We start from the raw sequence: 12,494 nt of genomic DNA, 5'->3' as shown, positions 1-12,494 counted from the left end.
GCTTCTCGTAGGGGGCGGGGGCCGGGGCGCCTCTGGGTGGGGGGCGTATTCACCACCCCCCGCCTCGGGGGGGCCCCCCGGGCCGGCGGCCGCCCGCCGGCCACCGAGGAACTCGCCGGCATCATGCGCAACGTCGAAGCCTTCAACGACGAACTGCGCGCCGCCGGGGCCTGGGTCTTCTCGGGCGGCCTGGACGGCCCCGAGACGGCCACCATGCTGCGCCCCGAGGGCGGCGACGTCCTCGTCACCGACGGCCCGTACGCCGAGGGCAAGGAATACCTGGGTGGACTGTGCCTGATCCGGGCCGCCGATCTGGACGAGGCACTGGCGTGGGGCCGCAAGGCCGCGCTCGCCACCACGCTGCCCATCGAGGTACGGCCCTTCGCCGACCAGCACTGAGGGCGTACCCGGCACTGAGGCGGTCCGGTGCCCGGGCCGACCGGCACCGACTGCGGAGTGGCACCCATGGCCGAGGTCCCCGACGCCGAGACCGTCTGCCGCGCCGAGTGCGGGCGCGCGGTCGCCGTCCTGGTCCGCCTCCTCGGCGACATCGATCTCACCGAGGAGGCGCGCCAACGCCAAGATCCGTGCCGCGGGCATCCCCGACCGAGTGCCACAGGGACCCCGTTCGGCCCGACCGGCTGGGCGCCGTCCTGACCGGTCGCTCTCACCCGGGGTATCCCCGACCGAGTGCCCCGGGACGCCGATTGCCCGCACCCGCCTCGAAGCCCGGCCGGCCGCCGCTGCGGCACATCGATCCCGGCTGCCTGAAGGCGTCCTTCGAAGGCCCCCACCCCCTGCGCGAAGCCCCCCGACCGCCCCACGAGGTCCCCGCGTGAGCCCCGTCCCGCGCCTGGGGCGACGCGCGTAGAACGGGGACTGGCGCGGGCGAAGTTTTACGTATAACCTCACCCGCTAACCACCCCCACCGGAAGGTTCCGATGCGACGCCTCGCCCTGGTCACCCTCGTCGTCGACGACTACGACGAGGCCATCCGCTTCTACACCGAGGCCCTCGGATTCCGTCTCGCCGAGGACGCCCCGCGCCCCGACGGCTCGCGCTGGGTCGTGGTGGAGCCGGGCGGCGACCGGGCCGCGACCGGCCTGCTGCTGGCCCGCGCCAAGGACCAGGGCCAGCAGACCCGCGTCGGCGACCAGACCGGCGGACGGGTCGGGTTCTTCCTGCACACCGACGACTTCGCCCGCGACCACGCCCGCATGACGGCCGCCGGCGTGACCTTCCTGGAGGAGCCGCGGCACGAGCCGTACGGCACCGTCGCCGTCTTCCAGGACCTGTACGGCAACCGCTGGGACCTGCTCCAGCCCGCCGCCTGACCACCCCGTGAACGATCTGCCGAGGAAAGCCCCTGCCATGACCGCGCCCCGCATAGACACCGAGACCCTTCGCCGGCTCCCCAAGGCCGTCCTGCACGACCACCTCGACGGCGGCCTGCGTCCCGCCACCGTCGTCGAACTCGCGGCCGCGGTCGGCCACAAGCTGCCCACCACCGACCCCGGCGAACTGGCCGCCTGGTACTTCGAGGCGGCCAACTCCGGCGACCTGGTCCGCTACATCGCCACCTTCGAGCACACCCTGGCCGTCATGCAGACCCGCGAGGGCCTGCTGCGCACCGCCGAGGAGTACGTCCTCGACCTCGCCGCCGACGGCGTCGTCTACGCCGAGGTGCGCTACGCCCCCGAGCTGAACGTGAACGGCGGGCTGACGCTGAACGAGGTCGTCGAGGCGGTGCAGGAGGGCCTCGCCGCCGGTATGGCCAAGGCGGCCGCCGCGGGAACCCCGGTCCGCGTCGGCACCCTGCTGTGCGGCATGCGGATGTTCGACCGCGTCGGCGAGGCCGCCGCCCTGGCCGTCGCCTACCGCGACGCCGGAGTCGTCGGCTTCGACATCGCCGGCGCCGAGGACGGTTTCCCGCCCGCCGACCACCTGGCCGCCTTCGAGCACCTGCGCCGGGAGAGCGTGCCCTTCACCATCCACGCCGGTGAGGCCCACGGCCTGCCCAGCATCCACCAGGCCCTCCAGGTCTGCGGCGCCCAGCGCATCGGCCACGGCGTGCGCATCACCGAGGACATCCCCGACCTCGCGGCCGGCAAGCTCGGCCGCCTCGCCTCCTGGATCCGCGACCGCCGCATCGCCCTGGAGATGTGCCCCACCTCCAACCTGCAGACCGGCTGCGCCACCTCGATCGCCGAGCACCCGATCACCGCGCTGAAGGACCTCGGCTTCCGGGTCACCCTCAACACCGACAACCGTCTGGTGTCCGGCACGACGATGACCCGGGAGATGTCCCTGCTGGTCGAGGAGGCCGGCTGGACGATCGAGGACCTGCGCACGGTCACGGTGAACGCCCTCAAGAGCGCGTTCCTCCCGTTCGACGAGCGCAGGGCCCTCATCGAGGACGTGGTCCTGCCGGGTTACGCGTCCGCGCTCTGAACCAGCCCCCTGACGTAGGCGGCCTGTCCGACGTGCTGAAGGTCGTCGGACAGGACGCTCACCAGCCGGACGCCCAGCGTGACCGGCGGGTCCCAGCGCTCGTCCACGACGCGTTCGAGATCCTTCGCGGCGAGCCCGCGCAGGGCTGCCAGCGTCTGCTCGTGCACGGCGTCGTAGTACCCGGTCAGCAGGTCCGCCGAAGCCACCCGGACCTTCGCTACCTGGGCCGGACTGTGCCCGTACCCGGTGTCGAGCCGGGGCAGGTCCAGGCCGAAGCGCTTCTCCCAGTCCTGGGTGAGCCACACCTGGTCGAGGTCGAAGGCGCCGGCGATGTGGTCGTCCTGCACCCGGGTGAGGTGCCAGACGAGCCAGGCGATGGTGTTGGCGCGGGGAGCCGGGCGGTAGTGCAACTCGTCCGGTCCGAGGCCGTCGAGAGCGGCATGGACTTCTTCCCGGATGCGGCCGTAGCCGTCGATGAGGACGTCTTTTGCATGCATGCGTCCACCATGGCGCACGGTGCGCGCTCACGCGTCCGGAATCCAGCTGCCGTGGAAACCCAGCGGCACCCGCCCCGGCAGGTGGATCCGGGCCACCGGCTCCCCGGTGAAGTCCTGCGCCGCGAGGATCAGCAGGTCGGCCCTCCCGCGGTCGGGGTCGTGGACGTACGCGAGCGTGTATCCGTCGTCCTCGGCCGCGGTCGCGCACCCGGGGTCCCGGGGCACGAAGACCGCCTCGCCCGCCGCCGCGCCCTTCGGGAGCCGGTGCACCTGGGTGCCGGCACGCAGCAGGTCGTGCTTGATGAGGGCGTTGGTGAAGGCGCGGTCGGGCGGGCTCGCGTCGGGCCCCAGGTAGGCGAGTGACATGTCGGCGGCCGCGGCCGAGTAGCCGTAGCGGTGCCGGCGGGACACCAGCGCCTCGTTGACCCGCGGGAACTCCTGCGGCCGGTCGTCCAGGACCCGTTGCCGTACCCGCCCGTGGCGCAGGTCGATCGTCCAGCGCTCGAGCCTCGCCGTGCCCACCGCGCGCGGCCCGTCCGTGCCGGGGGCGGCGACGTCGAACGGCGCGGGGTAGGCCGTCAGGTCGACGACCACGCACGCCCCCTCGTCGTAGGCGTTGAGGGTGTGCGAGTAGAACACCGGAGCCACCCCGAACCAGCGCACCGGGCCGCCCGCCCGGGGCAGCACGCCCACCCGCATGGGATGGTCGGGGTTCCACACGTACGGCACCAGGGCGCCGCGTCCGGCGGCCGCGGCGTCGAAGGTGACCGGCAGGTCGAAGACGACGACGTGCTTCTCGGTGAGCGCGAAGTCGTGCATCATCGGCGCGTCGGCGACCGGGATCCGGGTCGTGCGCGCGACCCGTCCCGCCGGGTCCACGACCAGGTGCCGTACGTGGTCCCAGGCCGGGTAGTAGGCGACGGCGTGCAGCTCGCCGGCGTGTGCGTCGAACTTGGTGTGCGCGGTGAACGCGCCCTCCAGGGTGCCCCGGAAGTCGTAGGTGCCCACGGTGCGGAGGTCGCCGTCGAGTTCGTACGGCAGCGGGCCGCTCTCCTGCAGGGCCAGGATCCGCCCCCGGTACGGGATGACATGGGTGTTGCACGCGAAGTCGTCCGGCGGGACGGGGCCCGGGCGGGGCTCGCCGAGCTTCGCGGCCACCTGCGTGGAACGCACCCAGCGGTTGCGGTACCACTCGGCTCGGCCGTCGCGCAGCCGGACCCCGTGCACCATGCCCTCGCCGAGCATCCAGTGGTGGGCCCGCGGGTCCTCCAGCCCGAGGACGTTGGGGCCGTTGCGCAGGAAACGGCCGTTCAGCTCGCGGGGGACGCGGCCGGTGACCGGCAGGTCGAACGCCGTCAGTTCCTCCGTGACGGGCTCGAACGCCCCTTCCAGGAAGGGGAACCGACCTCTCGTGTCCTGCGCGGACGCGGTCGCCGGGGCCGCCGCGGCCCTCGGCGCGCCGGCCCCGGTCCAGGCGCCGGCCGCCGTGCCCGCCGCGAGCCCGGCCGCGCCGCGCAGCACGGTCCGCCGTGTGTGTTCCGCCATGATGCCTGCTCCTGAACGCCGTTGTGGTGTCCGACGGTCACGAGTCTGCTGCGGCGGACGGCCGGAATCAGGTGTCCTGGGACCCGTCCTGGGGTGGTGCCAGGCCCCCTGTTTCGAGGAGGGTGACGAGCGCGCGGGCGGCGGGGCTGGTGGCCCGTTCCGGCGGCAGCAGGGCGACCGTCTCGTACTCGGTCTCGCCGGTGCCCTTCAGCGGCAGTGCCGTCAGCGAGGGCCGCTTGTGCCGGAAGTGCCGGGGCACGACCGCGATCCCGAGGTTCTCGTCGACCAGGTCCAGCAGGCTGTGCACGTCGTTGACCTCCAGCGCGACCGTGCGCCGGACACCGGCCGCGGCGAAAGCGGCGTCCGTGGTGCGGCGCGGCCCCCAGTCCGGGTGGAAGTCGACGAAGACCTCGCCGGTCAGGTCGTCCGGGCAGACGACGGTGCCGGCCGCGGCCAGGCGGTGGCCGGGGTGGCACAGCACGGTCATCGGCTCGCCGGTCAGCGACACCGAGCGCAGCTGGTCGGTGTCGGCCTGGGTGCGGTAGGCGAAGGCCAGGTCGAGGCGCCCGGCCGCCACCTCGTCGGCCAGCGCGCCCGAGCCCGCCTGCCGCAGCCGGATCTCCACGTCCGGGTGCCGGCCGCGGAACGCGGCCAGCAGCCGGGCCACGTGCACCCCGGCGATGCACTGCTCGGTGCCCAGCGACAGCGTGCCGCGCAGGACGCCCTGGACCGCCGCCACCGCCTCGTGCGCCGAACGCACCTGGGCCAGGATCCGCTCGGCCTCCACGAGCAGGGCGCGGCCCGCCTCCGTGAGCGTCACGCGGCGGGTGGTCCGCACGAACAGCGGCGCTTGCAGCTCCCGCTCCAGTGCCCGGATGGACGCCGACAGACCGGACTGGGACACCAGCAGCCGCTCGGCGGCCCGGGTGAAGTGCTGGTCCTCGGCGACGGCGACGAAGTGCTGGAGATGACGCAGTTCCATGATTGAGAAGCCTAACCGCACAATTGCATCGGATTCTCCTGTTGGACCACTGCACGTCGGCGGGGCGAGAGTGGAACCGGTAGACCGTGTGCCAACCCCTCTGGAGTCGCGTTGTACACCGCACACCCCGACCGCTACGCCGAGATGCCCTACCGGCGCGCCGGACGCAGCGGACTGAAGCTTCCCGCGCTGTCCCTCGGCCTCTGGCACAACTTCGGGCCCGACCGCCCCGTCGACACGCAGCGAGCCATCCTGCGCCGCGCCTTCGACCTGGGCGTCACCCACTTCGACCTCGCCAACAACTACGGCCCGCCGCCCGGCGCCGCCGAGTCCGCGCTCGGCGACGCCCTGCGGGCCGACTTCGCGCCCTACCGCGACGAGCTGGTCATCTCCACCAAGGCCGGCTACCTGATGTGGCCCGGGCCGTACGGCGAATGGGGCTCGCGCAAGTACCTGCTCTCCTCGCTGGACCAGAGCCTCGCCCGGCTGGGCCTGGACCACGTCGACATCTTCTACTCGCACCGCTTCGACCCGGACACTCCGCTGGAGGAGACCATGGGCGCGCTGCACTCGGCGGTGCAGCAGGGCAAGGCGCTGTATGTGGGCGTGTCCAACTACTCCGCCGAGCAGACCCGCGAGGCCGCCCGCATCCTCGGCGACCTCGGCACGCCGCTCCTCATCCACCAGCCGCGCTACTCGATGCTCGACCGGCGCCCCGAGGACGAGGGCCTGCTCGACGCCCTGGACGAACTCCAGGTCGGCTCGATCGTCTACTCCCCACTGGAGCAGGGCCTGCTCACCGGCCGCTACCTGGACGGCATCCCGGAGGACTCCCGGGCGGCGAGCGACAGCCCCTTCCTGAACTCCGACGCGGTCACCGAGGACCTGGTCGGCCGGCTGCGCGCCCTCGACGAGATCGCCGGGTCCCGCGGCCAGACCCTGGCCCAGCTGGCCCTGGCGTGGGTGCTGCGCGGCGGCCGGGTCACCTCCGCCCTGATCGGCGCCAGCAGCGCGCGCCAGGTCGAGGACAGCGTCGGCGCCATCCGCAACCTCGACTTCGACGCCGCCGAGCTGGCGCGGATCGACGAGATCGTGAAGGGCTGAGAGCGCCGCAGGGCGGCGGTGCCGCGCCGGCCGGGGTCGGGTAGGACTCCACCCGGTGGGGCCGAGTGGGCCGGGGTCGGGCAGGACTCGACCCAGGTGGCGCCGAGTGGGCCGCGGTCGGGCAGGACTCGACCCAGGTGGGGCCGAGTGGGCCGGGGTCGGGCAGGACTCGACCTGGGTGGCGCCGGGCCGGCCGGGGTCAGGCAGGACGTCACCCCGGTGGTGCCGCGCCGGCCGGGGGCAAGCAGGACTCCGCTCCGCTGGCGCCGCGCCGGCCGCCGCCGTCAGGTGTCCGTGGGCACCCGGTCCAGGAAGCCCAGCACCTGCCGGATGCGGCCCTCCTCGTCCAGTGTGACCACGTCGAACCCGGCCACCGGCGCGGAGCCGTCCGCCTCGCGCACCAGCTCCCAGCCGAAGCGCGCGGTGTCGTGGTGCCCGTCCACGACACCGAGCGGGCGGAACACGAAACCCGGGAACCGCTCGTGGGCCGCCGCGATGACGGCCGCGATCCGCTCGTGCCCGCGGACCTCGGCGAGCGGGTCGGTGTAGCCGCCGTCCGCGGTCCACGCTGCCGCGACCGCCTTGCCGACGGCCGCCGGCCCGGTGGCGTTCCAGGCCTCGAAGTAACGGGCGGCGGCATCCTCGTAACGGTTCGTGTTCGCGGACATGGTGAATCAGCCTCCATCGTGGTCGTATCTCCTGGTCATGGCCCGGATTCGACTCCCGCCGCTCCGGTGTGACCACCATGCCGGAGGAGCACCGGAGCGGTCGATTACCTCCGGCGTCATGCCCAAGGGCCCGTACAGCTCGGTGCATTCCGGCCAGAGCGGGCGGTGAATATGCCAACAGAGTGGCCGGAAAGTCGTGGTGACTCTGTGTCGGCCGTGGCGATACTCGGAGCCAGGGGCACTTCACCGCACAGGCGCCGCACCCAAGCGAGAGCCCGGCCGGCCATCACCGAGGCGACGGGGGAGTGAGACGTGCACGACGAATTCCTGTGCCATGTCACGGCGTACGGCACGTGCGACGGCAGGCGCATCGGCGTACCGCTGGGCACGTACCGCGCGCCGACCCTGGCACTGGCGCTGTGGTGGTTACGGGACCGGGCCTCCTGGATCGCCGAGCGTCTCGATCCGAGCCCCGACGACGCCCCCTTCCCGGCGGGGGCGCTGGTGCCGGTGGCCGACACGGTGGCCGACGTGCCGGCCCTGCTGCGCGCCTGGTGTGCCGACGACATCCGGCAGGAACTGGTCGCCGACGAGCTTGCCGCCGGGCGGCTGGTGCGGATCGCCGCCCACGACGACACCACCGAGTACGAGTTGCTCGCCGAGTCCGTCGACGCGCTGCGCATGCAGCGCACCGTGCCGGCCCTCGTCGTGCCCGTCGCCTGACACGTGTCCGTACTCTCCGCGGGCCCGGACGACCGGGACGCGCGTGGCCCTCGTGCGACGGGTGGCCCGCGTGACGGGCGGCGCCGGCGGGGTGCGGGCGCGTGGCCCCCGTGCGATGGGTGGGTCTGCGTGACGGGCGGCGCCGGCAGGGTGCGCGGCACTGGCGTGACGGGCGGCCCGGCCGCTCCGGAGGCGCGGCGGACGCTCCGCGCGGCACCTGCGTGACAGGCCGGCGAGGCCCGTGCCGTCCTGACCGGCGCCCCGCGGCCGACGGCGGGCGCACGCCCCTCCCGGGGCCCCGGACGTGACAATCGCCACAGTGCGCGCACGTCACACACATCGGGTGGACTGCCGGGCCCGACTCGGGGTACGAGGACTGGTGCAACAGCAATGGGCCGGATCGGGCATTCCTAGAGAGACAGCATGACCGAACACCTGGGCGGGGTAGTGATACCGACTGGTTTCGACGTACCCGTGGAGCCACTGCGCCGCGCCGCGCACTACACCGGTGAACCCGGATGCATCGCCGAAGCGCGCGCCTTCGCGGCGCAGTTCCTGGAGCAACTCAGGACCGAGTGGTGCGCCACCGCCGACCGCCGCGCCGACGGTGAGCTGCTGCTGATGGTCAGCGAACTGGTGACCAACGCCGACCAGCACAGCAGCGGCCCGTACATCCTGGAGCTGGAGGGTACGGACAGCGCCGTCATGGTGTCCGTGTACGACAGCAGCGCGGCTCTGCCCCGCCGCTATCCCAAGGACCCCCACCGCGTGGGCCGGCACGGTCTGGAGATCGTGCACGCCCTGGCTTCAGAGGTCACGGTGGAGCGGGTGCCCGTCGGCAAACGCGTGCGCGCTCGCTTCGAACTGAAGCACTGAGCCGACCGGGCGCGCGGTCCGGCCGAGGACGTGAAGAGAACCGGGGACGCGGCGGAAGCGTGCCGGAGGACGCGTCGAGAGTCGGGAGACCGGGACACGGCGGGAGCGGGCCGGGGGAGCGCCGGCAGCGGGCCGCCCCGGCCTCGCGTCAGGCCGCCTCTTTCGCCGGCCGGGCTCCCTGTCAGGTCTTTCGCCGACCGAACTCCCTGTCAGGCGTGTTCGGCCACGCCTTGTCCGCTTTGTTCAGCGACGTCTGGTTTGTTCAGCGACGTCTGGTCGGCCCCACCCCCTGTCAGACCGAGGCCCCGTCAACCCGGCTCCGGATCAGGCGCAGCCGAGTTCGCCGAGCATGCCCTGGCGCAGCCGGGCGATGATCCGCTTGATCAGCCGTGAGACGTGCATCTGGGAGCAGCCGAGCCGTTCCCCGATCTCCGCCTGGGTCGCTTCCTCGACGAACCGCAGATGGATGATCTCCCGGTCCCTCTCGCTCAGCTCCGCCATCAACGGGGCCAGCGCGTGGAAGTCCTCGACGAGCCGCAGCCCCTCCTCCTCCACGCCGATGAAGTCGGCGAGCACGGCCTCGCCGTTCTCGGGGCCGTCACCGGTGAGGGCGGCGTCCAGGGAGGACGAGTTGTAACCGTTGGAAGCCAGCTGGGCCTCGACCACCTCTTTCACGGAGATGTTCATGAGCGTGGCCAGCTCGGCCACCGTCGGGTCCCGGTCCAGCCGGCTGGACAGCTCCTCGCGTGCCTTGGCCAGCTCCACCCGCAGTTCCTGGAGCCGGCGCGGCACGTGCACCGCCCAGGTGGTGTCGCGGAAGAACCGCTTGATCTCGCCCACGATGTACGGCAGCGCGAAGGAGGTGAACTCGACCTCGCGCGACAGCTCGAACCGGTCGATTGCCTTGATCAGGCCGATCATCCCGGTCTGGACGATGTCCTCCATGTCGTCGCCGCGGCCGCGGAACCGGCCGGCCGCGAAACGCACCAGCGACATGTTCATCTCGATGAGGGTGTTGCGCGCGTACTGGTACTCGTGCGTGCCCTCCTCCACCTCGGCGAGCCGGCGGAAGAACTGGCGGGACAGGTCCCGTGCGTCGCGCGGGGCCACGGACGACGGGTCCGCGATGCCGGGCAGCGGCCCCTCGCCCATCGCGTCCTGCTCGGTCCTCACGGCGACCTGTGCGGTCCTCAAGGCGACCTCTGCCTCCGACCGGATACCGGCGGTGTCCATTGCCTCTCCCACGAAAGTCATGGTTCGACGTCGGTCTCGGTGGTCCGGGTGTCCGGTCCCCGGCCGACGTCCGTGCCCGCCGGGTACCCCCGACCGAGGGCTTCATGCATGCCTGCGCGACCGTTCACCCGGCGGGTACCCCCGGTGACGCCTCGTATGCGCGCTTTCGCGGCACCGGCCCGAAACCGGCACACCGGTGACCAGGTGCCGGAGATGCCCGCCGCCCGGCCTGGCCCGCGTTCCCTCTCGGCGCAATGCCGGGCCCTTGCCCCGAGCCGGGCGGCTCCTAGGCTGACGGGGGTGAGCGAACAGGTGAGCAACGACGCCCGAGTGATCCCCCCGCGGCCGGCGCCCCGCCGCCCCGAGGGGATCCCCCTGCGACCAGTGCCCCACCGCCCGGAAGGGACCCCCCTGCGGCCGGTGCCCCAATGCCCGGACGGCCGCGCCGAGGACAGGGAACCGTTGTGGCGCGATCTGGTCGGTGAGGTGCTGCGCCGCGAGCGCCGGACGCAGCGGCGCACGATCAAGGACGTGGCCGACGCGGCCCGGATCTCGCTGCCCTATCTGTCCGAGATCGAACGCGGCCGCAAGGAGGCCTCCTCGGAGGTCCTCGCGGCCGCCGCCCAGGCGCTCGGTCTGGGGCTCGGCGACCTGCTGTCGCGGGCGCACGGCGAACTGACCGGCCGCACGGCGGGACACCGGCGGCCGGCCGCGGCGCCGCGCCGGCCCCAGGCCGGTCTCTGCCTGGCCGCCTGACCGGCCGACGGTCTCCGGCCCGGCCGCCCGAGAGGGTGGGCGGCCGGGCGGATCCGCGTGCTCCCGGTTCACCCGTCCGGATCTTTCACCGCCCCGGCCGATGAGTTCCGTGCCGCGCACCGGTCGGTACAGGTGACCGCAACGTGCGCCCAGGAGGTGTTCATGACCACAGACGGATTCACCACGTGTCTCTGGTTCGACGGCCAGGCCGAGGAGGCCGCGCAGTACTACGTGTCGATCTTCAAGAACTCCGGCATCGGCAGGGTCGCCCACTACCCCGAGGACGCCCCCGGCACCGCCGGGAGCGTCCTGACCGTCGAGTTCACTGCCAACGGCCACCGGTTCGTCGCGCTCAACGGCGGTCCGCAGTTCACCTTCAACGAGGCGATCTCCTTCCAGATCCCCTGCCGGAGCCAGGACGAGATCGACCACTACTGGGCGAGGCTCACCGAGGACGGCGGCGAGCCCGGCCCCTGCGGCTGGCTCAAGGACAGGTACGGCGTCTCCTGGCAGGTCGTGCCCGAGAGCCTGGCCGCCATGGCCGCGGACCCCGATCCGGAGAAGGCCGGCCGCGCCATGAGCGTGCTGATGGGCATGGGGAAGCTCGACATCGCCGCTCTGGAGAAGGCGTACGCGGGCGAGTAGGTCCCTGAAGGCCGGTCCGGGCGGGGACTTCGGGGCGCGCGGTGGACGCCGGGGCGCGGGACGCTAGCGCGCCTCGGCGAGGATCTCGGTGATGACGTGCCGTGAGTTGTCCGCCAGTGCCGGGTTCGTGTCCCAGTAGTACGGCAGGGCGACCAGCGCGATCGACAGTGCCCAGCCCCGCCCCCGCGCCCACTCCGCGTCGTCGGCGCCGACGGCCTCGCGGAAGACGTCCCGGGCGCCCGGCGGCAGCAGGTTCCACGCCACGATGAGGTCGACGGCGGGATCGCCGACCCCGGCGGTCCCGAAGTCGATCACGGCGCTCAGCCGGCCGCCGTCGACCAGCACGTTCCCCGGGGTCAGGTCCCCGTGGGCCCACACCGGCGGTCCGCTGTGCTCCGGGGCGCGCAGCGCCTCCTGCCACACGGCCGTGACCGCCTCGGCGTCGACCCGCGCGCCCAGCTCGGCGACGGCCGCGCGGGTGGGTTCGCCGCGGTCCCGCAGCGGGCCGCCCCGGTAGCCGGCCGGCCCGTCCTGTGCGGGGATCCGGCGCAGCGCGCGCACGAACGCCCCGAGTTCCCCGGCGAGTGACTCCGGGTCCTCGACGGCCCCCGCCACCGGATTGCGGCCCTCCAGCCAGCGGCAGACGGACCAGGGCCACGGAAAGCCCTCGTCCGGTTCGCCCACCCCCAGCGGCTCGGGCACCGCCACCGGCAGCAGCGGCCCGAGCCGGGACAGCCACAGCTGCTCCCGCCGCACGTCCGGGGCGGCGGCGGCCCGCCGGGGGAGCCGTACCACGAGGTCGGTGCCCAGACGGAACATGGCGTTCTCGGTCCCGGAGGACGCGAGGCGCCGGACCGGCAGGCCGGCCCACCGCGGGAAGCGGCGGGCGACCAGCCGGCGGACCAGCGGGGCGTCGAGGTCGGGTTCGTCCGCGTGCATCTTCCGCGGCTGCAGGCTGTCGATGTCAGTCATCGCGGCCCATCCCAGCGCCTCGGCGCCCCGGTTGTCGAGGCG

The 12,494-nt window shown here is 73.2% G+C and carries 15 protein-coding genes; 9 read left to right on the top strand and 6 right to left on the bottom strand.

The annotated features are described in order from the left end of the window. Window positions 1–36 precede the first annotated feature (36 nt). The 4 genes from ABVB68_RS30380 (at window position 37) to ABVB68_RS30365 (ending at window position 2,451) form a co-directional block, all read left to right on the top strand. Window positions 37–399: a YciI family protein gene (locus ABVB68_RS30380; RefSeq protein WP_353604390.1), complete on the top strand. Its 363-nt coding sequence runs from the start codon at window positions 37–39 to the stop codon at window positions 397–399. Window positions 400–465: 66 nt separating this feature from the next. Then, window positions 466–657, top strand: a complete 192-nt coding sequence (locus ABVB68_RS30375; protein ID WP_353604391.1) for a hypothetical protein — start codon at window positions 466–468, stop codon at window positions 655–657. Window positions 658–941: 284 nt separating this feature from the next. Next, window positions 942–1,334: a VOC family protein gene (locus ABVB68_RS30370; RefSeq protein ID WP_353604386.1), complete on the top strand. Its 393-nt coding sequence runs from the start codon at window positions 942–944 to the stop codon at window positions 1,332–1,334. Between the two features lie 37 nt (window positions 1,335–1,371). After that, window positions 1,372–2,451, top strand: a complete 1,080-nt coding sequence (locus tag ABVB68_RS30365; RefSeq protein ID WP_353604385.1) for an adenosine deaminase — start codon at window positions 1,372–1,374, stop codon at window positions 2,449–2,451. Here ABVB68_RS30365 and ABVB68_RS30360 read toward each other — a convergent pair. The 3 genes from ABVB68_RS30360 to ABVB68_RS30350 all read right to left on the bottom strand — a co-directional run bounded on the left by ABVB68_RS30360 (window position 2,433) and on the right by ABVB68_RS30350 (window position 5,475). Then, window positions 2,433–2,948 carry a mycothiol transferase gene (locus ABVB68_RS30360; RefSeq protein ID WP_353604383.1) on the bottom strand — a complete coding sequence of 172 codons (516 nt, stop codon included), beginning with the start codon at window positions 2,946–2,948 and terminating at the stop codon, window positions 2,433–2,435. The genes ABVB68_RS30365 and ABVB68_RS30360 overlap by 19 nt on opposite strands. A gap of 27 nt (window positions 2,949–2,975) precedes the next feature. Further along, window positions 2,976–4,493 (bottom strand): carotenoid oxygenase family protein, encoded by a 1,518-nt coding sequence (locus ABVB68_RS30355; protein ID WP_353604382.1) that lies wholly within the window; start codon window positions 4,491–4,493, stop codon window positions 2,976–2,978. 67 nt (window positions 4,494–4,560) lie between these two features. Further along, window positions 4,561–5,475, bottom strand: a complete 915-nt coding sequence (locus ABVB68_RS30350) for a LysR family transcriptional regulator (protein WP_353604381.1) — start codon at window positions 5,473–5,475, stop codon at window positions 4,561–4,563. 111 nt (window positions 5,476–5,586) lie between these two features. On the opposite strand from ABVB68_RS30350, the gene mgrA reads away from it, so the two are divergent. Then, a complete protein-coding gene (gene mgrA / locus ABVB68_RS30345; protein ID WP_353604380.1) occupies window positions 5,587–6,579 on the top strand; it encodes an L-glyceraldehyde 3-phosphate reductase in 993 nt (330 codons plus the stop codon). Between the two features lie 284 nt (window positions 6,580–6,863). On the opposite strand, the gene ABVB68_RS30340 is transcribed toward mgrA, so the two are convergent. Further along, entirely contained in the window at window positions 6,864–7,247 is a 384-nt protein-coding gene (locus ABVB68_RS30340) for a nuclear transport factor 2 family protein (protein WP_353604379.1), read from the bottom strand. A gap of 312 nt (window positions 7,248–7,559) precedes the next feature. On the opposite strand from ABVB68_RS30340, the gene ABVB68_RS30335 reads away from it, so the two are divergent. Further along, window positions 7,560–7,970, top strand: a complete 411-nt coding sequence (locus tag ABVB68_RS30335; protein WP_353604378.1) for a hypothetical protein — start codon at window positions 7,560–7,562, stop codon at window positions 7,968–7,970. 423 nt (window positions 7,971–8,393) lie between these two features. Continuing rightward, complete coding sequence (locus ABVB68_RS30330; protein WP_353604377.1) at window positions 8,394–8,846, top strand: ATP-binding protein; 453 nt, start codon at window positions 8,394–8,396, stop codon at window positions 8,844–8,846. 324 nt (window positions 8,847–9,170) lie between these two features. On the opposite strand, the gene ABVB68_RS30325 is transcribed toward ABVB68_RS30330, so the two are convergent. After that, on the bottom strand, window positions 9,171–10,079 hold the full coding sequence (locus tag ABVB68_RS30325; protein ID WP_353604389.1) for an RNA polymerase sigma factor SigF: 909 nt from the start codon (window positions 10,077–10,079) through the stop codon (window positions 9,171–9,173). 300 nt (window positions 10,080–10,379) lie between these two features. Here ABVB68_RS30325 and ABVB68_RS30320 point away from each other — a divergent pair, with 300 nt between their 5' ends. Both ABVB68_RS30320 and ABVB68_RS30315 read left to right on the top strand, forming a co-directional pair. Beyond that, window positions 10,380–10,835 (top strand): helix-turn-helix domain-containing protein, encoded by a 456-nt coding sequence (locus tag ABVB68_RS30320; RefSeq protein ID WP_353604376.1) that lies wholly within the window; start codon window positions 10,380–10,382, stop codon window positions 10,833–10,835. Between the two features lie 162 nt (window positions 10,836–10,997). Beyond that, on the top strand, window positions 10,998–11,480 hold the full coding sequence (locus ABVB68_RS30315; protein WP_353604375.1) for a VOC family protein: 483 nt from the start codon (window positions 10,998–11,000) through the stop codon (window positions 11,478–11,480). Between the two features lie 63 nt (window positions 11,481–11,543). On the opposite strand, the gene ABVB68_RS30310 is transcribed toward ABVB68_RS30315, so the two are convergent. After that, the gene (locus ABVB68_RS30310) at window positions 11,544–12,452 is read right to left on the bottom strand and encodes an aminoglycoside phosphotransferase family protein (RefSeq protein ID WP_353604374.1); all 909 of its coding nucleotides are present in this window, start codon (window positions 12,450–12,452) and stop codon (window positions 11,544–11,546) included. Window positions 12,453–12,494: the final 42 nt, after the last annotated feature.

It is taken from the genome of Streptomyces sp. NPDC096012, assembly GCF_040426375.1.
Taxonomy (GTDB): Bacteria; Actinomycetota; Actinomycetes; order Streptomycetales; family Streptomycetaceae; genus Streptomyces.
Note: the sequence above shows the minus strand (reverse complement) of the source record. Positions and strands in the feature narration are given on the sequence as shown.